The following is a 24,943-nucleotide window of genomic DNA, read 5'->3' as shown; positions in this document are numbered from 1 at the left end:
CGGCGGGTGGCCCGTGCACCGACCGCCGGCGCGCCCCACACGGCCGATCGATGCGCGGCGGACGGTCCACCGTGGGCCGAACGGGCGATACGGCGTAGGGAATCAGGTGGCGGTCGGCGCGACCAGAGCCGCCGAGCGCCACTCCCCCGCACTCCCTGCCGATTCCCGGTCAACGGTCGTCGGCACCCTGATCTCGTAGAGCGCGCAGGGCTTTCCGATCACAGGTCGAGCGACATTGCGAACCGGTACTCCGCCCGCCGTCGACCCGCGTTCCGAACCGGCATGAGCATGCCCGTGCAGGGCAAGATCCGCACCCCCCGCATCGACCGCCTCGGCGAGATGGTAGCTCCCAAGGAACGGATAGATCTCCGCTCGCTCCCCGATCAACGTCTCCGGTACCGGGGCGTAATGGGTCAATGCCACCCGAATATCACAGTCCAGTCCTTCCAGTGCAAACCGCAGGTCAGCCGACAGGTCCTTGGTATGCCGCACAAAGGCCTTCATCAGGGGCTCACCGAAGTCGCTTCCGCTCGCGCCGGCAAAGCCACCTCCGAATCCCTTGACTCCGGCGACTCCGAGCCGTACCCCGCCGATGTCGAGGACCGCTCCGTCGCCTTCGAGGACCGTCACGCCGGCGTCGGCGAGTATCTCGGTGATCTCACCCTCCGCGTCGCCGTGATAGTCATGATTGCCTAGCACCGCGAGGATCGGGATCTCCGCGTCCGCCACCTCCTCGCCGACCACGCGGGCCTCCGCGACCAGGCCGTGCTGGGTGAGGTCGCCGGCGAGCAGCAGCACGTCCGCGCGCCCGGCGAGACCGCGGGCGACCGGCGCGAAGCCGCCGCCGCTGTCCACGCCGAGGTGGATGTCACCGACCGCGGCGACGCGGATCGTGGGCCCCGGGGGCGTCCGCAGATGGACCGGCGCGGGAACGCCATGCGTCATGGGATGGTCTCCACATCCAGGTCCTCGGTGTCGGCGTCGACCGCGCCGCGGTAGATCAGGGTGACCTCGTTGCGGACCGCCCGGCCGGGCAACGCCTCGGCGACGACCTCGGTCACCGCCTGGCGGCGGGCGTCGGTGGCGACCTCGCCGACGACGAGCACGCAGCCCTCCCGAAGAACCACCTCCAGGCCGAGCTCCGCCACCCGCGGATCCGCCGCGAGAAGTTCGTGCAGGTCACCGGCCAGATACTCGTCCGCCTCGGTGAGGTCCAGACACGCGCCCGACCCGGGCCCCGCGCCGGCCCCGGACGCCCCGCCCGGGGCCCGGGCACCGCCCGCGGGCATCCGGCCGGCCGCGGCGGTGCCGATCGCCGGCCCGGGGGACGCGCGCGGGCCGTCCCCGCGGACTCGTCCCCGGCCCGCGCAGGCCGCCGCGCCACGCCGAGCCGGCCCGCTCGGGTCGGCCTCCGCCAGGGCGGCACCGGCCGCGTCGTCAGCGCCGCCGGCGCCGCCGGCGACGTCCGTGCTCGGACCGGCGCGCTGGCCGACCTGGGGTTCTCCGGCCGCGCCGCCAGCGGATGACGGGAATGCGGCGGGGGCCGGACTCATCGGCACATTCCGACCGGTCACCGGGACATTCCCGCCAGTCGGTGTCCGGCGGACGCCGCTGACCGCGTCGCCATCCGCCGGGGGAATGAGACTGAGTCGTGTGGCGACCAGCAACGCGGCCTCGGCGAACGGCGACGCCGCGGTGGATCGGCGCACCTGATCCCAGTCGACCTGTTCACGCATCGCCCGGATCATCGGCAACACCCGGGCCAGATCGCAGTACCGCTCCTCCAGCGCCAACAGGGTCATCTCGAACCAGTCGGTCGCCTCGAGGACGGGCATCCGGACCGAGTCGACCGACATCTCGCTGGAGCGTTCGAGCATCTGTGTGGTGACCGCGCGCCCGACCGGATGGTGGATCAGGTCGACGAGCACCTCGCCGTCGAACACCTTGGTGAGCCAGTCCTCGGGCGGATCGACCGGTCGAAGGCCGGCGGCGGCGAGAACGGCCACCGCCTGGGGAACATCCTCTTCCCGGAGCATGAAATCGACGTCGTGAACCGGCTCGGGGCCGCCGCGGGCCCAGCACGCGTAGCTTCCCCCGAGGGCGAACGGGATGTCCGCCTCCTTCAGGGTCACGGCGACCCGTTTCAGACTCTCCCGCAGACCTCTGGGCGCATCCTCCATACCGCTGCCACTACCCGCATGTGCCCTGTGATGCACCTCCCGTGCCGGGCGGCGTGTCGGCGGCTTGGCACTGTCACGTGCACGACATCCCGAATGGCTACCCCGAAGCGGTGACGAGCGTACTGCTCAAGTCCCACGATGTCTGGTTATCCGTAGTTATAATTTCACTACATGCCACAGGAGTTACGGCTTCGCCGCCAGTGCACCGCCCGATTCTGACACCCTGGCGACAACGAGCGCCGACATGAGCGATGATGACCTTTGCGGCGAACTCGTCGGCCGCCCACTTCGACACCGGATTGGAAGCGAACCCTGAACGCGCGCACACGATCCGACCAGTTGCCCAGGGGTGTCGGTGATGACACCAGCGCGCTGGAACATTCCGGCGAGCGCCTACCCGGGCAACGCGCCACAGGACCGGCGGCCTTGCCCGCGCAGCCGGCCGAGCCGCCCAGCACCAGCGGCGTGGTGGACATGTCCAGCCATCCCGGTCAGCTTGCCCGCAGACTGCAGCAGGTCACGTACCAGCTGTGGACGACGACCGTCTCCACCGAGACGACGCCGCCACAGTTCGTGGTCCTCAACAGCCTGCTGGCCGATCCCGACATCGATCAGCGGACGCTCGGCGAACGGGCGTCGCTCGATCGGTCCACGGTCGCCGACGTGGTGGCGAGGCTCGTCCAGCGAGGTCTCATCCGGCGGGTCCGCGACCCGCGCGACGGCCGGCGCAACGTCCTACGGCTGACCAAACGCGGTGAGTCGACCCACGGGCAGGTCGCGGATCGCATCGAGCAGATGAACGACAAACTGCTGGCGCCTCTGTCGCAGGAGGAACAGGGCGCGCTGCTGTCCATGCTGACGCGGATCGTCGACCAGGGCGGCCCGCGCTAGCCCGAGCGTCACACATCGACTACCCTCGGTAGCGGAAGGTTGTCGTTCAGACCCGACCCGCACCGAGGACGATGCAGCGACTCCGTCGGCACGGCACCCGGCGTCACCTCCAGGCGGCGGGCGCTCCGTCTCCAGACCCGTCCGCACATCGGCGACTCGCTGTCGTCGGGCTCGTTGTTCTCGCGGTCGGCACTGTCGGCATCACCGCCTCGTCCCCGCTCCACGGGCGCGAGGCCGCCCGGCCCGCCACCTCATCCCCGGCGGGTCGTCCCGACCGAGACGGGCCCGACGGCGGTGCGCGGGCAGCCATCCTGCGCGCCCTGCCCGGTGGGCTCCCCCACACCGGGCCTCCCAGGGGCGGCGCCACGCACGGCGACGTCGCCTACGGCGCGTCCGGCGCGTCAGCTGGGACCGCCGGGGCCGGTCGGGTGGGCGGACCCGCGGGCCTTGAACCCGGGGCCACCTCCGTCGTCCTCGTCGCCGCCGGCGACATCGATCTGTCCCGGGTCACCGATCCCCGGACCGCACTGGCCCGACTGCGCGGCTACGGCACCTCGGCCGACCTCGCCCTCTGCCGGCTCGTCGCGCCCGGCCCGCGAGCCGCCACGGACGCGCTCGCCGCCGTCGGCCTCGACCAGTGCGCCACCGACGCCGGCACCGACGCCGAGGCCGCCACCGAGGCGATAACCGTGCGCGACATGAGTGTCACGGTGCTGCGCTATCGCGACGACTCCGCCCTGACCGCGGACCGGGTCGCCCACGACGCCGAGCGGGCCCGGGACCACGGCGCCGACCTCGTCATCGTGCAGGTCCACTGGGGTCACCCCGGCCAGGCGACCGTCACCGCGCACCAGCGCGCCCTCGCCCGCGACCTGCTCGCCTCGCCCGCCGTGGACCTCATCCTCGGTGCCGGCAGCGGCGGTCCCCTGCCCGTCGAACGGGTCGCCGGGCGCTTCGTCGCCTATGACCTCGGCACCGCCCTCGGACCGACCGACAGGGACGCGGCCATCGGCGGCGCGGGCGCGGCGGACCCGGGCCCGGGTCGCGTCGGGCTGCTGCTGACCGCACAGGTGCGGCGCACCGCCCTCGGCTGGCTGGTCGCCGGCCTGACCTACACACCCACCTGGTCCGACCCGGCCGGCACCGCGTGCTGGCCGATCGCCGACGCCCTTGACGACCACGCCACATCGGCCTCGCTGCGGCGCCGCCTGAACGCGGCCTGGCATCGGGTCATCGCCGCGGAGGGGACGCTCGGCTCGACCGACGGCGTCAGGGTGGACCGCCTACCCCGCGACCTTGCCGCGCCGCCCTGAAGTGGCCGCCCTGAAGTGGCCGCCCTGAAGTGGCCGCCCACCAGCATGTTCCGCCCTGAGCGAACAAATTTGCTTAGATCTCATTAATTGCAATTAACGTGTGTTCCCCATCGACCCGCTACTGTCGGCGCTGCGACACCGGCGCGCTGGCCGGAGGCGCTCCAGGTATGCCCGTCTCGAGGAGGACACGTGACATCGCCTGACACCGCGGCCCTGGTGCTCCGGGTCATTGTGGGTCTCACCCTGGTCGCCCATGGCTACAACCATGTCCTCGGAGGCGGGGGGATCAAGGGAACCGCAGGCTGGTTCCAGAGCATGGGCCTGCGCCCGGGCATCGTGCACGCGTGGGCATCCGGCCTCGTCGAGCTCGGCGCCGGGTTCGGCCTCGTCTTCGGCTTCCTCACCCCGTTCAGCGCCGGCGCGCTGATGGGCACGATGGTCGTCGCGGGCATCACGGCGCACCGCACCAACGGCTTCTTCATCTTCCGGCCGGGCCAGGGCTACGAGTATGTCCTGATGATCGGGGTGGTCTGCGCGGCGATCGGCATCCTCGGGCCGGGCACGGCGTCGCTGGACCACGCGATCGGAATCGACACCGACCTCGACGGCTGGGTCGGTGGCCTGATCGCCGTCATCCTCGGCATCGGGGGCGCCGCCCTGCTGCTGGCCACCTCCTGGCGTCCGGAGCGCAAGCCGGCCGAGTCCACGCAGTCCTGACCGGGGCCGTCCCAGCGGCGGCGTAGGCGCCGAAGGGCGCGCGTCGCCATTGAGCGTGCTAATACTGGCCTACGTGCCTTCTGACTCGCTGACTCCGTCCCTGCGCATTCCGTCGGCAGGGCTCTCGCTCGCCGCCGACACCTTCGGACAGCCCACGGATCCCCCGGTGGTACTGCTACACGGCGGCGGCCAGACCCGCCATTCCTGGCGGCGCACGGCACGCCGGCTCGCGGACGAGGGCTGGTACGCGTTGTCGGTCGACCTGCGTGGCCACGGCGACTCCGGCTGGTCGCCCGACGGCGACTACTCGTTCGACCGTTTCACCGACGACGTCCAGGCGGTGCGCGCCGTCCTCGACCAGCCGCCGGTGTTCGTCGGCGCCTCCCTCGGCGGCATCTCCGCGCTGAGCGCCCTCGGCCGTGACACGGGGATCGCCCGCGGCCTGGTCCTCGTCGACGTCTCCCCGTTCCTCCAGCGCGGCGGTACCGGCCGGATCACGGAGTTCATGCAGGCCGCCCCGAACGGCTTCGGCTCGCTGGAGGAGGCCGCCGACGCGGTCTCCGCCTACCTGCCGCACCGCGAGCGCCCCCGCGACGTCAGCGGTCTGCGCAAGAACCTGCGGGAGGCGGACGGCCGCTGGTTCTGGCACTGGGATCCGGTCTTCGTCTTCCCGCCCGCGAACCACGCTCCCCACCGGCGGCTGGGCCGGCCGTCCGAGCAGTCGCTGTCCCGGGTGGCCGCGACCCTGCGGCTGCCGACCCTGCTGGTACGCGGCGGCCAGTCGGACGTGCTCAGCCGCGAGGACGCCCGCCGTTTCCTCGATCTCGTGCCGCATGCCGACTACTGCGACGTCGTCGGCGCGCACCACATGGTCACCGGCGACGACAACGCCGTCTTCGACGAGCGGATCATCGAGTTCCTCCGCCACCGGGTCCGGCCCCGCCTGGAGCTGACCCTGGCCCTGGGCCAGGTCAGCGAGACGGTGTAACACAGCCAGGATGTAGCACAGCCAGAACGCACGCGAAGCCGAGGAGCGCAGCCGCCGATGGTCCGTCACCCGCGCAGCACGCGCCCGGACGCGACCGACCGGCCGGCGGTGGTGGCCGGTCTGCTGCTCGCCGCCGGGGCGGGGCGGCGGATGGGGCAGCCGAAGGCCCTGGTGAAGATCGACGGCGAGACGCTCGCCGCGCGCGGGGTGCGCCTGCTCGCCGACGGCGGCTGCCGACCGATCGTCGTCGTCGGCGGCGCCGCCGCGGACCAGGTCGCCGCCACGATCCAACCGAGTGAGTCGTGCACTCTTTCCGATTTGTCCGGACAACTGGTCTGCTTTGGGTCGGACGGGCCGATGGACGTGCTGCTGGCCCGGGCCGAGGACTGGACCGAAGGCATCGGCGCGTCTCTGCGCACCGGGCTCGCCACCCTTGCCGAGGCGGTCGAGGCGGTCGAGGCGGTCGAGGCGGTCGAGGCGGTCGAGGCGGTCGAGGCGGTCGTCGTCACGCTGGTCGACCAGCCGGGGCTGACATCCGCCGCGGTCCGCCGGCTGGTCCTGGCCGCGACGCCAGGCGGTGGCCACGAGCACCGGCTGGCGCTGACCGCCACCTACCACGGCCAGCCGGGTCATCCCGTCCTGCTGCGCCGGCCGGCGTGGGCAGCGGTCGCCGCCCTCGCCCGCGGGGACGTCGGCGCGCGGGCGTGGCTGCGCGCGCATCCCGGCGAGGTCGGCCAGATCCCCTGCGACGACCTCGGCACCCCCGCCGACGTCGACACCCCAGCCGACCTGCGCGTTGCCGCCGACCGGGACCGCCGGCGGGGAGTGCGGCAGGATCGGGGCATGGAGCTGACTGTCATCGACAATCCCGACCGGCACCGGTACGAGGCGCGCACGCCCGACGGCGAGGTCGCCGGCTTCGTGCAGTACCAGCGGCGCCCGGACCGGATCGTCCTCGTCCACACGGAGGTCCGCCCGGAGTTCGAGGGGCAGGGCGTGGCCAGCACGCTGGCTGCCGGCACCCTCGACGACGTGCGCGCCCACGGCCTGGCCGTGGTCCCTCAGTGCCCCTACATCCGCGCGTACATCGAGCGCCATCCGGCCTACGCCGATCTGCTCGCCGACGGCGAGCGCCCACCGGCCGGCTGATCACCGGCGTTCCGCGGCCAGCGAGAACACCACAGCAACGACGTGGGAAACGGATGAACAACGCCGAACCCCGGCACTCCAAGATGAGCTGACGCAGGGCCCGCGACCGCGCACTATCGGCGGTACGTAAACCTACACGGGGAACAACGCCGCCGCATCCACTCCCAGCCGAAAGCTTCCACGGCACGCGGAGCCGGCTGGGCGGAAGCTTGACCGTCGCGCGGCGGGCTCGGCGAGAACTGCAGTCACATCATCGAGGTGGCGACGGGTCCGCACCAGACGCGACGCTCCCCGTGAAAGGACGTCCGAAGTGTCCGGCGCCCGTCATCGGTCCCCAGGTGGTGGTTCTCGCGGCGGCCCGCGCGGCCCGGTCGCGTGGATCTCCCCGATCACGCGGGTCCTTCCCGCCGTCCGGCCTCGCGGTCCGCGCGGGCGGGCGGGACGCGGCGCCCTCACCGGCGTGGCGGTCCTCCTCCTCGGCGGCCTGACGGTGACCGGCATCGGCTTCGCGGCCGCGTCCGTGCTGCACCGCGGCCCGCAGGACACCTGCGCCGACGGCACCCCCCGGACCACCCTGAACATCACGACCGCGCCGTCGCTGGCGACCCCCGTCAACCAGCTCGCCACCGCCTTCAGTCGGGCGCACTCCTCCGGAGCGGCCGGGGCCTGCGTGTCCCTGACGGTGACGTCGACACCGTCCGACCGGGCACTCGATGCTCTGGCGCACATGAACGGTTCCGACACGGCCAGTCCCGACGTGTGGATCCCCGAGTCCGCGGACTGGCTGGAACTCGGCCAGGAGTCAACCGCGACCGCCCAGCAGCTGCCGACCAGGGCGACGACGATCGCCGGCTCGCCGGTGGTCATCGCCATGCCGCGCGACAAGGCCCAGGTCCTGGGCTGGCCGGAACGGCACATGACCTGGGCCGACCTGTCCGCCGCCGCGACCACGCCCGGTTTCTGGGCGGCCCACGGCCAGCCTGGCTGGGGGGAGTTCCGCCTCGCCATGGCGAACCCGGAGAACTCCACCGCGGCGCTGCGCGCGGTCATCGGCACCGTCAGCACCGGGCGCGCCGTGGCCCCCGCCGAGATGACCGCCGGCACGTTCGACCAGGACCGGGGCGCGCAGGCGGTGGTGCTGCGGCTCGAGCACTCGATCTCCTGGCTGCCGCAGTACGACAGCCAGCTGTTCGCCGCCCTCCGCACCGGGAGCGCCGGGGGTGACGGGGTCGCCGGTTCCACCGCCTCGGTCGGTGCCGACGGGCAGGCGGACACCGCGCAGACGGGAGGCGGCCCGGCGCCGTCGGCGTTCCCCGCCCTGGAATCCGACGTGATCGCCTACAATCGCGGGCTGACGGCCGGCAACAGCACGTCACTGGCCGTCTCGCTGGTCGCGTCCTACCCGTCGGACGGGTCGTTCACGGCCACCGTGCCGTACGTCGTGCTCACCCGGACGTCCGACCAGGAGGCCAAGCACGCCGCGGCGAGCTCCTTCCTCGACTACGTCCGCGGTGACGCCGGCCGGCGGGCACTGACCACGGCCGGTTTCCGCACCCCTGCCGAGCTCGACGGCCAGGACGACCCGGGCGGCCTCGCCTCGACACTCAGCGTCGTCGACGGGGTCCGGGCCACCCCGCCGAAGCTGGCCAGCACGGATGCCTCGGACACCGTCCTGGGCACTGCCCGCCGTTTCTTCCGGCATGCCCGTCAGCGCGCGGCCACCCTGGTCGCCCTCGACACCTCCGGGTCCATGGCGCTGGGGACCTCGGGGTCCATGGCGCTGGGGCGCATCGACGATCCCGGCCGGACCCGGCTGCGGACGGCGGCCGACATCATCCAGAACGGCCTCGCCCTGTTCGACGGGGACAACCAGGCCGAGCTCTGGCAGTTCTCCGGCGAGCTGCCCGGCGGGCACCGTGTCCTCGCACCGATGGCCCCGCTCGACTCCCCGGGACGTGTCGGCACGCACCGCGACGACCTGACCGCCGCCCCCGGCTCGCTGCGCCCCTCCGGGGTGACGGACCTCTACTCGACGATCGTCACGGCGGTCCGCGACCGCACCCAGCACCACGTCGCCGGACGGCTCAACGAGGTCATCGTGCTCACGGACGGCGACGCCACCGACGCCGACGCGGGCACAGCCGCGGGCGGCGACCGGCGCCGCACCGTGGCGACCAACGAACCGACTCTCGACCAGGCGGTCGCCTCGATCCGGGGGGCGTTCGATCCGCGCCACCCCGTCCAGCTCATCATCATCGCCTGCGACCCGGCCGCGGACATGACCTCACTGCAGCGGCTGGCCGACGCCGGCGGCGGCCGTGCCTACCGCGCCCCCGACGCGAACGCCCTGTTCGGCATCTACGTCGACACCCTCACCCAGACCACCAGCTGACCGCCGACCCACCAACCCCGTCGACGTGTCGACGACCCCCCCGTCAGACGACCCCCCCCCGTCATCCGACAGGGCCGCACGCCGCGGCCCGTCATCCCGCCGCGGAACCCGCTCAGACCGGGACACCCGCGGCGCGGCGGCGGCCCGCGCGCGTCCGGCGCGGGTCCGGGCTGACCGCGTCCGGGAAGCGGCGCAGGTACTCGCGCTCCAGCTCCAGCATGCGGGCGGTGTGCGTCTCGAACGCGTCCTCGCTGCCGCCGATGAAGGCGTCGTGCCGGGTGCGGTGCAGGTGGCGGAGCTCCCGGACGAGGTCAGCGTCACTCAGCTTCGGTGCGGGGATGCCCGCCGGTCGATACGTCATGCCAGAGGTCTACCCGTGATGGGTGCGCCGGGCACGGTGCCGACAGGCCGGATCCTCACAGCGGAGGTGGTATCGGTGTGGGATCCGGACCGGGACCGGGCGGCACGGGATCCGGACCGGGACCGGGCGGCACCGGATCGGGGCCCGGGGCCGGCGGCACGGGATCGGGATCGGGACCGGGCGGCACCGGATCGGGGCCTGGCCCCGGCGGTACCGGGTCGGGTGGCATCGGCGCGGGGCCCGGACCGGGCGGCGGAAGCACCGCGACGACGGGGTTCGGCTGCTCCCGGGGGGTGGGAACGGCGTTGCGGCAGATGGTCTCCATGGGGTGGAACTGCCCGTCCGGCGGGCGTCGCACACCGGACGCGACCGGATCGGTCGCGGGGGGTGGCCGACACCGTGATCGATCACTACCGTTGCGAGCTATGACCGGGTTGGCCGGAACCGCGGGGCCACCCCGGGCCGTCGTCCAGCGCACCGAGCAGCGGATGGCCCGCATGATCGGCTACGCGCGGGCCGCCTGCGCGGCGTTCGTGCTCATCCCGCTGTTCGGCTGGACGCGGCTGCGGTATCCGGGGATCGCCGCCGGTGTGGCCGCGGGGGCGATCGGCGAGGCCGCCTGGTTCGTCTGGCGGGTCTGGCCGGGCAACCGGCTGTCCCGGCGGCTGGTACTCACGGACGTGGCGTTCTGCGTGGCGCTGATGCTCGTCGGCTCCCGCGCCGCCCGACCCCACGACCGCAACAAGATCATGACGGAGCTGGTGCCGTTCAGCCTGGTGTCACCGGCCGGCGTCGGCTTCGCGCTGGGCCTCGGCGTCGCCGGGATCGCCGCGGTGGTCGTGCTGATGGCCGCCTGGAGCCTCGCCGTGCTGCCGGACGTCACCCTCAAGCTGTGCTCGGACCTGCTGGGCTTCGCACTGTGGTACGTCGTCGCGCTGCTCATCGCCCGCGAGCTGCGCGCGCTGTCCGAGCGGACCGCCCAGGCCCAGGAGGCGGCCGAGGCCGCCTCACGTCTCGCCGTCGAGCAGGAGCGGGAGGCGGAGCGCCTGCGCCAGCGGGAGATCACCCACCGGGAGATCCACGACTACCTGCTGCCGATCGTCGACCACGTGGCCGGCGGCGGCACGCCCAGCCCCGCCCTGATCCGGGAGGCCAGGCGCGGCGCGCAGCGCGCCCGGCGCATCATCATGGACCCTCGCGGCCTGCGGTCCACCCCCCGCGCTCGGCCTGACACGGACGACGCGAGCCGACCCGACGCGAGCAGACCCGACGCGGGCCGACTCGACGCGGGCCGACCCGACGCGAGCACGACCGACGCGAGCGCAACCGCGGGCAGACCCCACTCGGACGGCACCTCCGCGGGCAGACTCGACGCTGGAGCGACCGCGGGCGGGCTCGGCGCCGACGGAGCCCACGCGGACAGGTTCGAGACGCACCGGGTCCACCCGGTCAGGCTCGACGCGTACGGAGTCATCGCGGTCGGCTTCGACGCGGACGGACTCGACGCGGACGGACTTGCCGGAAGCCAGGCCAGCACGGACACCCTTCGCGCGGCCCGGGCTCGCGCGGACAGGCTCGCCGCGGACACGGTCGAGGACGGCGGGCTTGAGGCGATGATGTCCGCGGTCGTCGACATGTTCGCCGACGAGGGACTGCCGCTCGTGCACTTCGTCGCCGTGCGCGACGAGCCGCCGGAGCCGGTCCGCGAGGCGGTGGTCGCGGCGACCCGCGAGGCGCTGCGCAACGTCGTCCGCCACGCCGGCCCGGTCGAGGAGGTCAGCCTGTTCGTCGAGGGCGACGCGGACGGGGTCCTCGTCGTGGTGCGTGACCGCGGCGTCGGATTCGACCCGGCGACCGTGCGGCCCGGTGGCGGCCTCGCCGGCAGCTATCCGGCGATCCTGCGCCACGGCGGCCGGGCGGAGGTGCACGCCCGGCCCGGCGGCGGCGTCCGGGTGACACTGCGCTGGCCGGCACCACCGGACGCGGAGCGGGGCGCACGGTGAGCGGGGGATGGGAATGACCGGACAGCGGCGGCCGATCTCGGTGGCGATCATCGATGATCATCCGATCGCCACCGAGTCGCTGGCCGCGCGGTTCGCGGGTGCCGGATTCTCGGTGCTGGCGCCCGCGCCGAGCCTGGAGGCGTTCGACCGTGCCGCCAGCCCCGACGTCGTCGTCTGCGATCTGCACCTGCCCGGGGTCTCGGGCGCCGCCGCTGTCACCGATCTGCGCCAAGGCGGTCTGCGGGTGCTGCTGACGTCCGGGGTCGCCACGCCCGACGAGGTTCTCGACGCGATCGCCGCCGGTGCCCACGGCTTCGTCGACAAGACCGCGCCCGCCCACCAGTTCGTCGCCGCGGTGACGGCCGTGGCCGCCGACGGCCATCATGTCTCCGCCCGGCTGGCCGGCTACCTGCTGCGCGACGCGGAGCGCCGGCCGCTGTCCCGCGACGAGATCGACGGCGGTGCCCGCGATCTGCTGCGCGGACTCGCCCAGGGCGACCTGCTCGACGAACTGTGCGCCGAGCAGGGCCTCACCGCCCCGGACGCGAACCTGCGGCTCGTCCGGATCTTCGACGCCGCCCGGCGCCGGCGCCGCCTGCACCGCCCGTCCCCGCGGGAGGCCGAGGTCATGGTGCTCGTCGGCTGTCGCGGGCTGTCCCACCGGGAGGCGGCCCGCGCGATGAACGTGAAGGTCAGCGTCGTCGCCGACTACCTGCGCACGGTGCGGGCGAAGTACCTCGCGAGCCATCCCGACGCCCCGCCGACGATCCCGCCCAGCACCGCCGCCGCCCTCTGGGCCCGCGAACTCGGCTTCGACTGACCCGCGCGCGAAGTTGTGATCTTCGCGGCCGTCCTCGCGCGGCAGGTCGTGGCAGCGTTGCGGCAGGCTCACGACAGTTTGTGTCGCGAACGGGGGGATAAACCGGACACGACACGCGGTGTTCGCGACACGATGCCTCCGTCTCCCGCGCACGCTTCCCACCCACGGGAAGTCCGCCGCGGACCCTCCCCGCACCGCCCGTGAATCAGGCGGCGAGCCCCTCGTTTTCGTGGGATTGCCGGCGGCGCCCGGCGCCCACACCCTCGTCGGGATGGGTACCGGCAGGTCGGACGGCGAGCAGACGCGAGCCGGCCGACTGCGTGCGGCCTTCCTCGCCTCCTTCCTCACCGCCGAGACCCTGTCCGCCGACACCCCGTCCACCGGGGCCCCGCCCGCCGAGGCCCTGTTCACCGACACCCCGTCCGGCACCGCGGCCATCGACAGGGCCGGTGTCGAGACCGAGGCGCTGCCCGTCGCGGGGCTGACGCTGATCCGGTCGCCAGGTCTCGACCTGCCCGGCCCGTTCGACCGGGGCACAGCCGACGCCGCGATGCTGCACGGACGGGCCGTCTGGCTGGGCGAGCCGGACGCCGTGCTGTACCGCGTGGACGACGAGCGCTGGCTGCTGCCCACCCCGCGCCGGGCCAGGGAGCTGGCCCGCGACCCGCCGGCCGCACCGTCCGGGGAGGCGCTGGCGGGCACGGCCGTGCGGATCACGCGGCGCGGGCCCGTCGTGGCGCGGCTGCGGATGGTCCCCGGGGAGGGCGCGGCGCTGCCTGTCGACCTCGTTGCCCGGCTCGACCTGCTGGTCCGCGCCCGGGTCGACGACCTGGCCGGCGTCGTGGCCGACCAGAGCAGGCCGTGGTGGCGACCGAGCCGACCGAGATGACGCCAGGGCGAGGACCAGGTCAGCGGGGCGAGGACCAGGCGGGCGGGGCGAGGACCAGGCCATCCCGGGCGACGACCAGGCGGGACCTGGCCGGCTGGATCCGCCGGAACGGCCAGGGCATCGACGGGGCCGCCACCGGCGGAATCCCCTGAAGATTCGGGGATGGTTTCGCCGCCGGGGATCCCGCAGGATGAGTTCAGGGATCACGCCGGTGCGGACGGGCCGGGGCGCCTGGCTGGGGGGGCGTAGACGTCGGGGGCCGCATCGGGGGCGCACCGGCGTGGTTCCGCGGGCCGCCGGTCATCGGGGGAGACCGGCGGCCCGGCTTGTCCACGCTCCGTACCAGAATCGCAACCACGGGCCGCGACCGGATACCGACGATCCGTCCCGATCGTGACGGATATAGCGAGGGTGCCGGCAGGGCCGCCGTCGGCGCCGCTACGATCTGCCCACCGGAAACGTGGACAGGGGGTGCCGTGGGCGAGCCGATCCTCGCGATCGACTACGGTACCTGCAGTGCCAGGGCCGCCCTGACGGTCGATGGTCGCATCGAGCCGGTCCGCGAGCCAGCAAGCGGCTCGGCGAGCTGGCCGGCGTCCGTCTTCGTCGATGGTGGCAGTCTGATCGTCGGCACCCTGGCCGAGCGCCGCAAGCGGATCTGGCCGGCCGCCTACCGCGGCGAGATCAAGCGGGACCTGACCCGCGACGGCGCCGTTCCTCTCGACGGTCGCGGCTACCCGGCGCACACCCTCGTCACGGCGACGATCGCCGCGCTGAAGGCCGAGGCGCAGACGCAGCTCGGCGGCGAGGCGCTGTCCCGGGCGGTGATCACCGTCCCGGCCAGCTACGACCCGGCCGGCCCGCTGCGCCGGCTGATGATCGCCGCGGCGGAGGCCGCCGGTTTCGTCGACGTCGACCTGCTCGCGGAACCGGTCGCGGCCGCCTGGTCGCCGCTCGACGGCGCCGCGCCCGAGCCCGGCTCGCTGATGCTCGTCTTCGACCTGGGCGGCGGCACGTTCGAGGGCGCCCTGGTCGCCGCCGGCGCCGACGGCCGGCACGAGATGCTCAGCCACGCCGGCCTGCACGACTGCGGCGGCCGGGACCTCGACCAGATCCTGTTCGACGAGATCCTCGGCCTGTACGGCCCGGGGCTGGAGCCGCTGCTCAACCCGCCGCCGATCGGCGAGATGTACCAGACGACGGCGAGCCGCACACGCCACGAGCTGCTCGACTTCGCCCGCGCGGTCAAGCACCAGCTCAGCGACATCCCGATCGTGGAGGACGTGTTCAGCCCGGCGGGCCTGCTGGTGAGCATGCAGCGCGACCGGTTCACCCAGCTCGCCTCGCCCACCCTGGCCCGCACCATGGCCTGCTGCCAGCATCTGCTGGAGGTCGCCGGCTACAGCCAGGACAAGCTCGGCGGGGTGCTGCTCGTCGGCGGCAGCTCACGGATGCCGCTGGTCACCGACGTCCTGACCGGGCGGCTCGGCGTCGGCACCGACTGGCCGGCGCAGCAGATCTTCACCCCGGTCGACCCGGAGCTCGCCGTCGTCCTCGGTGCCGCGGCGTGGGCGTCGTCGGTGTCGACCCGGCGGACCACCGCGGCGCGGCCGAACCCGGTGCTGCAGCCCGCCCGCTGGGACATCCCGGGCGAGCGGGCGACGATGGTCCGCTGGCTCGTCGAGCCGGGCGAGCGTTTCGACGCCGGCGCCGTGCTGGCCCGCGTCCGGCTCACCGACGGCTCCCTGTTCGACCTGGCGATGGACGCCCCCGGCAGCCTCATCCACACCCACGCCGCCCCGGGCACCGCCGTGCGTGACGCCGACTGGCTGGCCACGACCCTGCCCAGCGGTCCGGCCCCGCTCGGCGCCGCGGGCGCGGGCGGCGGTTCGGCGAGCGGCGCGGACCTGCGCGGCTTCGAGCGCAGCAGCCGCGCCTCGCTGCGCGTCGAGGTCACGCCCCGAGCCACCCTCAAGGGCCACGAGCGCGACGTCACCTCGGCGGCGTTCTCCCCCGACGGCAAGCTGCTCGCCACGACCAGCAAGGACGGCACCCGCCTCTGGGACGTGGCCACCGGCCGCACCGCGCTGACCCTCACCGGCCGCAAGAGCCTGGTCGTGCACGACTGCGCCTTCTCCCCTGACGGCGACCTGCTCGCCACCACCGGCAGCGACAAGACCGCCCGCCTCTGGGATGTCGGCACCGGCCGGCAGACCGTCACCCTCACCGGCCATCGCGGCCCGGTCTACGGCTGCGCTTTCTCCCCCGACGGCAGCCTCGTCGCGACCACCGGCACCGACCGCACGGTCCGGCTCTGGGGGGCGATGTCCGGCAAGAACATCGCCACCCTGCAGGGCCATCGCGGCACCGTCTACGGCTGCGCCTTCTCCCCCGACGGCCGGCTGCTGGTCTCCGCCGGCGCCGAGAGCACACTGCTCTGGGACGTCTCCGTCGGAGAGATCATCATGAGCCTGCCCGGCCACACGAACTTCACCGGCGGCTGTGCCTTCTCCCCCGACGGCGCCCTGCTCGCCACCGCCGGCAACGAGGGCACCCGCCTGACCGACGCCGCCAGCGGCACGACGGTCGCCACCCTGCCCGGCTCCGCCCAGAGCTGCGCCTTCTCCCCCGACGGCCAGCTGCTCGCCACCGCCAGCACCGACGACACCGCCCAGCTCTGGGACGTCGCCACCGGCTCCGCGATCGCCACCCTCACCGGCCACAGCAGCACCGTCATGAGCTGCGCGTTCGCCCCCTTCGGCCTGCTGCTCGCCACCACCGGCACCGACATGACCGCCCGCCTCTGGGACATCATCTACACGCCGTAGCGAGCGCCTGGGAAGTCGGCTGCTTGTAGGCGTCCGGGTCGAACCGCGATGCCCGGCCACCCCGCGAGCCGATCTCCCGCGGTTCTCGACCTGGTCGGCCCGCACAGGACATCGCTGTGGCGGATCCCGCGCCGACGAAGGCAGGCACAGTTCGCCTGTACGCCTTGTCCGCAAGCATGTGGTCCCCGCCCGATCACGCCCGACCAGCCCGTCTCGGCCCGCCCCGTCCACCGGCGGGGAGCCCGCCGGACCCGACTCTGATCATTGACGGTGGAGGTTGGGAAGCGGGCGGCTGTAGGGGTTTCGGCGGCGTCGGCGGTGGGGGTCGATGTGGGGGGGTGGGATGAAGGACGGCCGCCCGTCGGATTCGAAGATGATCGTCCACTTGTCGTGGTGGACCTGCCGATGGTGCTGTCCGCAGAGCAGGACCATGCTCGACAGTGCGGTGACTCCGTCGTTCTCCCACTCCGGCGCGTGGTGGCATTCACACCAGCTGGGTGGGCGGTCGCAGGACGGGAACGCGCATCCGCGGTCGCGGGCGACGAGGGCGCGGCGAATGGCGGGGGTGGCAGTGCGGCTGGCGCGGCCGACGTCGATGGGGACGCCCTCCGCGTCGAGGATGATCCTCGTGATCTCGGCGTCGCAGGTCAGGCGGCTGAGCACCCCGCGGGGCAGCGGCAGCCCCCACTCCGTGGTGGCCGGGTCGAGGCCGCTGCCCACGAGGGCACTCCAAGGCACCAGCACAGTCAGGTGCGGGCGCACCCCACCGGAGATCGGCACGGCCGCGCCGCTGAGGAGCCGGGTGGCGAGGTCGATGAGGGCGTCGGCCTGGCGGCGCCGGGGGCTGCGGGGGTCGGGGATGCCGTCCGCGGCGGGGCGGGGAGCGGCGAGGCTGTCGAGCGCGGTGCGCAGAAGCGCGGCACCTTCGGCGTCGAGCTCACCGCTGATCAGGGTGGTGCCGTGGGCGGTGTCGGTGAGGCTGAGCCGGCGGACCCCGGCGGGATCAGGGGAGGGGCGATCGTCCTCGTCGCCGCGCCCCAGGCCACCACCGCCACCGGTGGCGCTATCGTCTCCGCCGCTGTGGGATGGGTCGCCGGGCTGGCCGGTGCGGCTGTCGGTGTCGGGATCGTCTCCGCCGGGGGAGGTGTCGACGCGGGTGAGCTGCTCACGGATGCGGGCGGCGAGCTTGACGAGCCGGAAGGGATCGAAGATGGGGGCGTAGTCGAGCAGTGTCTGCTCTGCGGTGGCGCGTTCGGTCTCAGTGACGTCGCGGGGAAGAGCCTTCATGGCGTCCCGGATGACGTAGGCGTGTTCGACGGTGATCGCCCCGCGGGCGAGGGCCTCGCCGGTGGCCCCGCAGGCACCGTCGTGGATCGCCAGGGCCAGGTCGACCTGACGGCGGGACTCCCGGGTGGTCAGCGCGAGGCGGTCCCGCAACAGGCTGGCGACGTCGAGGGCGCCGAGGCGGCCGGCCAGGCCACGGACCTGAGCCTCGACGATGAGTCGGCCGCGCAGCGCCGCCGTGCGGCCTCCCAGCCGGCCGGTGCTCTCGAGGAGGGTGTCGAGTTCTCCGTCGGAGAGCTGCCAGGGCTCGTCGGACAGCAGCGCGTCGACGAGTTCGCTGAGCATCGCGAACCTGCCGGGCATCCCGCCAGCGGCGCCGTCCGAGGTCGGGGCGTAGCCGACGGAGGTGGACGGAGAGGAGGCGGCGGCCATGAGCGGATCGCCGGCCGTGGGAGCGGAGGGCTCACCGACCGTGGCCATCGGGGCCGGACCGGAGTCAGGCGGCTCTGGTGGTGGGTCGGGGTCGGGCGGATGGGTTACGGGGCAGGTACTCTCGCTGAGCCGGGTGTCGATGACCATGGACCAACCGTAGATCGGGCAGCCCGGACTGTCGAACAAGTGTTTGAATCTGTGGACAGCTGGAACACGGCGGCCCGGCTGTGGATAAAGCGCGCAGCGGGCCGTGGCGGGCGTCAATGGGTTGATCACCTAGAAGGTGCGAGGACTCGACGCAGGCCCGGGCGCATGGGGAAAGGACCCGGTCGCCGCGGGTCGGGTCGGCCGCGAACCCAACCCAGCCCAGCCCGACCTCGGGCTTGCGGACAAGGCATACAGCTCGAAGGCGAACCGTGGCTGTCCGCGTCGGCGTGAAGACACGGCTGCGCCTGCTTCTCGGTGACGCTGGCCTGCTGCCCGAGCAGACGCAGTGGCCGGTGCGTGATCCGCGCAGCGGCCGGCTGGTGGCCCGCGTCGACTTCGCCTGGCCGGGCGCGCGCCTAGCTGTCGAGGCGGACGGGGTCGGCCCCCTTGGCCTGCCGGCGGCCCCGCATCGCGACCGCGCCCGTCAGAACGACCTGGTCCGCCTCGGCTGGAACCTCCTGCGTTTCACCTGGTGGGACGCACTTTCCGCGCCGGCGCGGGGGAAGGCCTCGACGTGCCACTTTCACATGGCTCCCTGTCCGATTCGTCCCGTTGAAACTGGCAGAACCTCCCGTTCCCACGCAACGCCTGCAGCGGACAGGCGCCGGCGGCCGGCTCTGCGGGTGGGAAGCCGGCCATTGGGATCCGCCGCACGATCTCCCGTGCGGCCTACCAGGCCGAGAACCACGGGAGACGCAGCTCGCGAGGGGCCGGACTCCCGGTCCGATCCGGACGACTACAAGCAGCGGCACGCGGTCATGCGCGGGGGAGTTCGCGGGCGAACAGGGCGGTGACCTTGGCGAAGTGGTTCTCGGCGGCGGCCTCGTCGTAGGCGCCGGTGTGGTCGCGGACGGCGAAGCCGTGGCCGGCGGGGACGTCGTCGAGCTCGTAGCGGACGCCGGCCTTCTCGAGCGCGGCGACGAGCATGTCCCGCTGCTCGGGGGTGCAGCTGCGGTCGTTCTCCGCGACGCCGAAGTAGAGGCCGGCGGTGATCGCGCCGGCGCGCAGGTGCGGGCTGGTCGGGGCGTCGGTCGCGATGCCGCCGCCGTGGATCGAGGCGGCGGCGGCGATCCGCTCGGGCAGCTCGCCGGCCATCGTGAACGCCATCAGGCCGCCGCGGCAGTATCCGACGGCGCCGACGCGGTCGGAGCGCAGGTTCCCGGCCTCGGCCAGGACGTCGAGCAGCGCCTCGGTGTCGTGCACGACACCCTCGGGAGACGCCTCGCCGAGCATGGCCATCAGTCGGGCCCGTTCGTCCGGATCACCGAAGACGGTTCCCAGGTCGAAGGAGAGCCGGCCGGACCGGTAGAAGTAGTTCGTCAGCGCGACCGCGTAGCCCTCGGCCGCGAACCGGGCGGCCATCTCCTGCATCACCGGCCGGACTCCGCCGGCGTCCGGGTAGAGGATGACGACCGGCAGCGGCGCCGCCTCGCTGGGTTGGGCGTCGTCCGGGATGTGCAGGTAGACGTCCATGACGCCGTCGGCCGTACGGATCTCGAGTGGAGTGACAGGCACTCGGTTCGCCTCCCGCTGTGTCGGTGTCCCGGCGGCGTGACCAGCCGGGACGGGCCCTTGACAGCAAACAGCATCCTCCAACGCGCCGGTGGAGGCATCGGCGGCGGGCCGCGTGGGCCAGACGGAGCGGGGAGGCGCGGAGCGGGGAGGCGCGGCGCGGGGAGGCGCGGGGCGGGGAGGCGCGGGGCGGGGCGAGCGAGGCGCTAGGCGGAACGGGCCGGTTCGGTAGCGGGGGCGGCGTCCGGCGCGGCGGGGGCGTCGGCCTCGGGCGCGGCGTCCGGCGGCGGGCAGGCGAGGCGGAAGTCGCGCAGCACGGCCTCCGGCGCGACGCCGCAGCCCAGCTCGTAGGTGCCGAGCTGAACGAGCTCCCAGCCGCCCGTGCCCCGGTGCAGCACGCCCTCGGCGCGGTCGACGTCCTCGACCGTCGGGTGCAGCTCGGTGTAGGCCCAGGTCGGGTCGCTGCTCGCGAGCACCGTGCCGGTGACCTCGTACTGGTTCGCCGGGACGGCGGAGGTGTACGGGCTGGCCTTCACCGCCCGCACGATCGCGGCGGCGTCGGCGGCCGACGGGGGGACGGTGTCCGACTCACGAACGGATGTGGCCACGACGGCTCCGCTTCTCGGGGACGCTGTCGTCGTCGAGGACAACGGGGCCGACGAGCCAGGGCAGGCGAACGCGGTTCCCACGGTGACGACTCCCGCGGTGACGAGGGTGACTGCGGGCAGGACCACCCGGCGCGCGACCCGGACGCGGGCGCGGTGACGGGAGGCCTGAGGACGACTGTGTCGAGCCATGCGAAGCACGTACCCAGTTTGGCGGGATGAACCCTCACATGGGAGGCACTTCGGCGGTCACCCTGCCGACAGATCACACTGTGACCCCCGGACTTCCTGCCAGCGTCATCTTCGTGCCACCTATGGTATCCGGCTAGGTCATCTCAGGAGCCGGACACGCCCGTCTCACCGGACACGCTGGCCCCACCGGACACACTGGCCCCACCGGACGCGCTGGCCCCACCGGACGCGGGTGACGCGGCGGGCGCGGGAAGCCTGCCGAGGTCCCCGATGGTCGCCGTCACGGTGTATGAGGCCCAGTCCGCGGCGGTCTGGCGGCCGAACAGGACCTCCCGGCGCCGGGCCGTCCCGCTGAAGCCGCACCACCGAGATTCCATGATCATCAATGGCGGTGGCGTCGACCCGAACACCGAGGATGGGGCGGACTTCCCGTAGCGGGGAAGCGCCTACGGGGTCAGCGGCACCGTGTCGCGAACCCCGCCTGTCGCGTCCAGTTTGTCACCCTGTTCGCGACACGGGCCGCCGTGAAGGTGTCAGAACGCTGCCACGACCCGCCACCGCGACAGAGCGACAGAGCGACACGAAGATCACAACTCGAGACGCCGCGGTTCTAGGCGTCGGAGGTACGCAGGGCGGCGACGCTGGCGGCCGCGAGCCACACCGGCCCGAGCAGCCCGGCCGAGTAGGGCAGGCCGACGGCGAGGGTGGCGCCAATCGAGACGGTGGCGAGCACCGCGCTGACGACACCGAACCACCGCGGCAGCACCCTGGTCCGCAGCGCCAGCACGGCGGCGCAGGCCGCCGCGGCGATCACTCCCCACCAGGCGGCGTACTGCATCTGGCTGACCACCAGGCCGAGGACCTCGACGTCCGTCCTGGTGTAGAAGCTCGCGTCGATGCCACCCGGGATGCCACCGGCGAGGGCGTGCTTGAGACCGAAGCTGAACATCAGGCAGCCGAGCGCCGCGGTGAACGCCATCCGCATCGCGGTCACGGCGATGCTGTCAGGAGCGCGCCGCGCGGCCAGCCGGCCGAATCCCGCCGTGAAGACCAGCAGCGCCAGCACGCTGGCGAAGCCGACGGATGCCCCGATCATGATCGCGTGCCGGTGGTCGGTGGCCTCGGCGATGATCGCGGCGCTGCCCGCCCTGGTCGCCTCCTCGCTTGGATCCCAGCCGAGGACGAACGAGCCGGCCGCGCCGCCGACCGCCGCCACCAGACCAGCCCAGGGCCAGCGGGCCCGCCGAGTGGCGTGGGCACCGCGCCGCCCCCCGGACGCGCCGTCCGGCTCGCCACCGCGCCCGTCCGACCGCTCGTCGAACCGCTTGTCGAACCGCTCGTCGATCCCGTCGTCGACCCTGTCGCCGATCCCTTCGATCTGGTCGTCGAACCGGTCGTCCAACCGGTCGGAGGCCGGCGGGCGGTGGCCGTGCGGTTCGGAGTACCGGCCACGGTCGGCCATGCCCCCGCCGTGCCGGCTGGAGGTACGCAGAGAGTCCATGATGATGTTCCTCGTTCTCGTGATGGTGGCCCCCGGTCGGCGGCGTCAGTAACGATGCGTGTCGAGGGACGAGTCCGGCGACGGTGGCAACCTGCGCGTTCGAGGGGATGCCACCACCACCGACCGGACGGATGGTGGCCGTCTGTGCACGGCTCGACGATCGGGGTGGAATCGGGCCATGGAAGACGCCGCGATGCCCGCGGGCACGGGCACAGCCGCGGGCACGGGCACGGCCGCGGGCACGGGCACGGCCGCCGGCGCGGCTGCCGGCTCGGGCGCGGAGGCCAGCCCTCCAGCGGACGCCGAGGTGATCCGACTGGTCGCGGCCCAGCGGGTGTTCGACGCGGGCGGCGCGGCCGTGCACGCCCTGCGGGGCGTCAGCCTGGCGGTGCGTCGCGGCGAGTTCGTCGCCGTCATGGGCCCGTCCGGCAGCGGAAAGTCGACGTTGCTGCGGGTCGTCGCGGGGCTTGACCGCCTCGACGCGGGCACGGTGACTCTGGCCGGCACGCCGCTGGCCGACCTGTCGGCGACGGCGCTCGCCCGGCTGCGCCGCCGGCACGTGGGCCTCGTCTTCCAGTTCTTCCACCTGCTGGAAGCCATGACCGTCACCGAGAACGTGCAGCTCGCGGCGCGGCTGTCCGGGCTGTCACGCCGGGCGTCGGTGCAGCGCGCCCGCGAGCTGCTCGACGTGCTCGGCCTGCTGGAACGCGCCGAGGCGAGGCCGGCGGCGCTGTCCGGGGGGCAGCGGCAGCGGCTCGCGATCGCCCGTGCCCTCGCGGGCGACCCGACGGTGCTGCTCGCCGACGAGCCGACGGGCGCCCTCGACTCGGCCGGCGCCGCGGAGATCCTCGAGCTGTTCCACCGCCTGAACGACCGCGGCCAGACGATCCTGCTCGTCACCCATGACCGGCAGGTCGCCGCCGGGGCCCGGCGGATCATCCACCTCCTCGACGGCCAGCTCGACCCGCTCGCCCCGCCGCCGCTCGCCCCGTCCCCGCCCGTCCCGTCACGGCCCGTCCCGTCACGGCCCGCACCATGCCCACCCGTCCCGCCGCGGGCAGTGGGATGAGGCGGCTGCGGCGGCGCGCGGAGTGGATCCTGCTCGCGGGGGCCGACCTGGTCTGCGTCGGTCTGCTGGCGGTCGGCGCTCTGGTGGTGGCCGTGCTGGTGCTCGGGCAGACGCCGCGCGGTCAGACGGCCCGGATGGTCGGTCCGCTGCTGGTCGGCGCGGCGGCGGCGGTGCTCGCGGCGGCACCGGCGCGCCGGGCGCTGCGGGCGGCGGTGCACCGGGCGCTGCGCCGTCCCGGCCTGCCCGCGGACGATGCGCTGCGGACGTTCGGCGAGCAGGCCAGCCGGGGTGTTCCGTTGGCCACGGCGCTGGCAGATCTCGGCGACGGGCTGCGCCGGCAGCTCGCCCTGCGCCGGGTGGAGATCTGGACCGGCGCGCAGGGCCGGCTGACGGCGGCCGTCGGCGTCCATCCGCCCGCGCCGACGACGCTGACGCTCCTGCCGGCCGAACTCGACGCGCTGGCCCGCACCCGGGTGGCCGGCCCCGGCTGGCTCGGCCTGTGGACTCCCCGGCTCCTCGCCGAACCGGCCGCCGGGGAGCGTCCTCTCGACGAGCCGCGCCGCTGGGCGTCGCACGACCGCGAGGTGCGGATCGTGCCAGCGCGGGCGGGCGGCGTGGTGCTGGGTCTGGTCGTCGTCGATCGTCCGTCTGGCGCGGCGCCGTTCAGCGAGGCGGAGGACCGGCTGTTCGCCGAGCTCGGCACCCGGCTCGGCACGGTGCTGCACAACCACGAGCTCGACGCCGGCCTGCGCGACGCCCTCGACGAGCTGCGCCAGGCCAACGACGAGCTGCGCGTCTCCCGGGCCCGGCTGGTCGCCGCCGCCGACGCCGAGCGGCGCCGGATCGAACGCGACCTGCACGACGGTGCCCAGCAGTATCTCGTCTCCCTCGCCGTGGGGATCCGGCTCGTGCGCGACCTCGTCGCCGAGGACACCGACGCCGCCGTCGAGCTGCTCGGCGCCCTCGGCGAGCAGATCACCGAGACGATCGGCGAGGTCCGGGACCTGGCGCACGGCATCTACCCGCCGCTGCTGCGCTCCGCCGGCCTCGCCGAGGCACTGCGCGCCGCCGGGCAGCGTTCACCCGTCGGCGTCACCGTGCGGGCAGCCGGGATCGGCCGTTACTCGCCGGAGATCGAGGCGGCGGTGTACTTCTGCTGCCTGGAGGCGCTGCAGAACGCGGCCAAGCACGCCGCCGCGGGCACTGACCGGGCCGTCCAGGTGGTGGTGACGCTCGCCGAACGGCCCGACGCGCTGCAGTTCGGCGTCGCCGACGACGGCGTCGGGCTCGATCCCGACCTGGCCCGCGAGGGCCACGGCATCACCAACATGCGCGACCGCATCGGCGCGATCGGCGGCTCGCTGCACTGGGAACCCCGCGACCTGGCCACACCCGGCGCCGACGCCGGCGCCGGCGCCGACGCCGATGGCGGTGCCGGTGCCGGTGCCCGTGCCGCTGGCGGTGGCGGTGGCGGTGGCGGTGTGGTGGTGCGTGGGCTCGTCCCACTCCCCTCGGTGCCTCGGTGATGGCGTTCCCACGTCGCGGACACCCGACAGGCGGGACGAGGCCTGGCCGGGAACCGCGAGGCGCGGTACCGATAGCCGCGGTCA

20 protein-coding genes are annotated in these 24,943 nt (G+C 73.8%); 12 read left to right on the top strand and 8 right to left on the bottom strand.

What is annotated here, in order from left to right; genetic code table 11:
* Window positions 1-102: 102 nt before the first annotated feature.
* Window positions 103-945, bottom strand: a complete 843-nt coding sequence (locus tag AC6EXY_RS08905; protein WP_499816561.1) for a metallophosphoesterase family protein — start codon at window positions 943-945, stop codon at window positions 103-105.
* A complete protein-coding gene (locus AC6EXY_RS08900) occupies window positions 942-2,132 on the bottom strand; it encodes a BON domain-containing protein (RefSeq protein ID WP_499816560.1) in 1,191 nt (396 codons plus the stop codon). Before AC6EXY_RS08900 ends, AC6EXY_RS08905 begins: the two co-directional genes overlap by 4 nt.
* Before the next feature lie 513 nt (window positions 2,133-2,645).
* Here AC6EXY_RS08900 and AC6EXY_RS08895 point away from each other — a divergent pair.
* The 6 genes from AC6EXY_RS08895 (at window position 2,646) to AC6EXY_RS08870 (ending at window position 9,630) form a co-directional block, all read left to right on the top strand.
* On the top strand, window positions 2,646-3,071 hold the full coding sequence (locus tag AC6EXY_RS08895) for a MarR family winged helix-turn-helix transcriptional regulator (RefSeq protein WP_480014307.1): 426 nt from the start codon (window positions 2,646-2,648) through the stop codon (window positions 3,069-3,071).
* A 71-nt stretch (window positions 3,072-3,142) separates the two neighbouring features.
* Window positions 3,143-4,384: a CapA family protein gene (locus AC6EXY_RS08890; RefSeq protein ID WP_101830411.1), complete on the top strand. Its 1,242-nt coding sequence runs from the start codon at window positions 3,143-3,145 to the stop codon at window positions 4,382-4,384.
* A 189-nt stretch (window positions 4,385-4,573) separates the two neighbouring features.
* Window positions 4,574-5,101 carry a DoxX family protein gene (locus AC6EXY_RS08885; protein ID WP_101830410.1) on the top strand — a complete coding sequence of 176 codons (528 nt, stop codon included), beginning with the start codon at window positions 4,574-4,576 and terminating at the stop codon, window positions 5,099-5,101.
* Between the two features lie 166 nt (window positions 5,102-5,267).
* Complete coding sequence (locus tag AC6EXY_RS08880; protein ID WP_243407218.1) at window positions 5,268-6,089, top strand: alpha/beta fold hydrolase; 822 nt, start codon at window positions 5,268-5,270, stop codon at window positions 6,087-6,089.
* Between the two features lie 57 nt (window positions 6,090-6,146).
* Entirely contained in the window at window positions 6,147-7,238 is a 1,092-nt protein-coding gene (locus AC6EXY_RS08875; protein WP_499816559.1) for a GNAT family N-acetyltransferase, read from the top strand.
* Window positions 7,239-7,698: 460 nt separating this feature from the next.
* A complete protein-coding gene (locus tag AC6EXY_RS08870; RefSeq protein ID WP_243407217.1) occupies window positions 7,699-9,630 on the top strand; it encodes a substrate-binding and VWA domain-containing protein in 1,932 nt (643 codons plus the stop codon).
* Window positions 9,631-9,742: 112 nt separating this feature from the next.
* Here the strand turns inward: AC6EXY_RS08870 and AC6EXY_RS08865 are convergent, their stop codons facing one another.
* Window positions 9,743-9,991 (bottom strand): DUF6158 family protein, encoded by a 249-nt coding sequence (locus tag AC6EXY_RS08865; RefSeq protein ID WP_101830406.1) that lies wholly within the window; start codon window positions 9,989-9,991, stop codon window positions 9,743-9,745.
* A 425-nt stretch (window positions 9,992-10,416) separates the two neighbouring features.
* Here AC6EXY_RS08865 and AC6EXY_RS08860 point away from each other — a divergent pair, with 425 nt between their 5' ends.
* From AC6EXY_RS08860 to AC6EXY_RS08845, 4 genes are all read left to right on the top strand, one after another.
* Entirely contained in the window at window positions 10,417-11,994 is a 1,578-nt protein-coding gene (locus AC6EXY_RS08860; protein ID WP_499816558.1) for a sensor histidine kinase, read from the top strand.
* A gap of 13 nt (window positions 11,995-12,007) precedes the next feature.
* Window positions 12,008-12,814 (top strand): response regulator, encoded by an 807-nt coding sequence (locus tag AC6EXY_RS08855; protein WP_101830404.1) that lies wholly within the window; start codon window positions 12,008-12,010, stop codon window positions 12,812-12,814.
* 229 nt (window positions 12,815-13,043) lie between these two features.
* Window positions 13,044-13,703 carry a hypothetical protein gene (locus AC6EXY_RS08850; RefSeq protein WP_243407215.1) on the top strand — a complete coding sequence of 220 codons (660 nt, stop codon included), beginning with the start codon at window positions 13,044-13,046 and terminating at the stop codon, window positions 13,701-13,703.
* 476 nt (window positions 13,704-14,179) lie between these two features.
* On the top strand, window positions 14,180-16,531 hold the full coding sequence (locus AC6EXY_RS08845) for an Hsp70 family protein (protein WP_499816557.1): 2,352 nt from the start codon (window positions 14,180-14,182) through the stop codon (window positions 16,529-16,531).
* A gap of 261 nt (window positions 16,532-16,792) precedes the next feature.
* Here the strand turns inward: AC6EXY_RS08845 and AC6EXY_RS08840 are convergent, their stop codons facing one another.
* The 5 genes from AC6EXY_RS08840 to AC6EXY_RS08820 form a co-directional block, all read right to left on the bottom strand.
* On the bottom strand, window positions 16,793-18,295 hold the full coding sequence (locus AC6EXY_RS08840) for an HNH endonuclease signature motif containing protein (RefSeq protein ID WP_499816556.1): 1,503 nt from the start codon (window positions 18,293-18,295) through the stop codon (window positions 16,793-16,795).
* A gap of 915 nt (window positions 18,296-19,210) precedes the next feature.
* Complete coding sequence (locus AC6EXY_RS08835; RefSeq protein WP_101833016.1) at window positions 19,211-19,969, bottom strand: dienelactone hydrolase family protein; 759 nt, start codon at window positions 19,967-19,969, stop codon at window positions 19,211-19,213.
* A gap of 203 nt (window positions 19,970-20,172) precedes the next feature.
* The gene (locus tag AC6EXY_RS08830) at window positions 20,173-20,574 is read right to left on the bottom strand and encodes a hypothetical protein (protein WP_243407752.1); all 402 of its coding nucleotides are present in this window, start codon (window positions 20,572-20,574) and stop codon (window positions 20,173-20,175) included.
* A 332-nt stretch (window positions 20,575-20,906) separates the two neighbouring features.
* Window positions 20,907-21,140: a hypothetical protein gene (locus AC6EXY_RS08825; RefSeq protein ID WP_133150751.1), complete on the bottom strand. Its 234-nt coding sequence runs from the start codon at window positions 21,138-21,140 to the stop codon at window positions 20,907-20,909.
* A gap of 233 nt (window positions 21,141-21,373) precedes the next feature.
* Window positions 21,374-22,264, bottom strand: coding sequence for a hypothetical protein (locus AC6EXY_RS08820; protein WP_499816554.1), 891 nt, complete (start codon window positions 22,262-22,264; stop codon window positions 21,374-21,376).
* A 178-nt stretch (window positions 22,265-22,442) separates the two neighbouring features.
* On the opposite strand from AC6EXY_RS08820, the gene AC6EXY_RS08815 reads away from it, so the two are divergent.
* Both AC6EXY_RS08815 and AC6EXY_RS08810 read left to right on the top strand, forming a co-directional pair.
* Window positions 22,443-23,333, top strand: a complete 891-nt coding sequence (locus tag AC6EXY_RS08815; RefSeq protein WP_499816553.1) for an ABC transporter ATP-binding protein — start codon at window positions 22,443-22,445, stop codon at window positions 23,331-23,333.
* Window positions 23,300-24,859 carry a sensor histidine kinase gene (locus AC6EXY_RS08810; RefSeq protein ID WP_499816552.1) on the top strand — a complete coding sequence of 520 codons (1,560 nt, stop codon included), beginning with the start codon at window positions 23,300-23,302 and terminating at the stop codon, window positions 24,857-24,859. Before AC6EXY_RS08815 ends, AC6EXY_RS08810 begins: the two co-directional genes overlap by 34 nt.
* The last annotated feature ends 84 nt before the right edge of the window (window positions 24,860-24,943 follow it).

The organism is Frankia sp. RB5, assembly GCF_059816245.1.
Note: the sequence above shows the minus strand (reverse complement) of the source record. Positions and strands in the feature narration are given on the sequence as shown.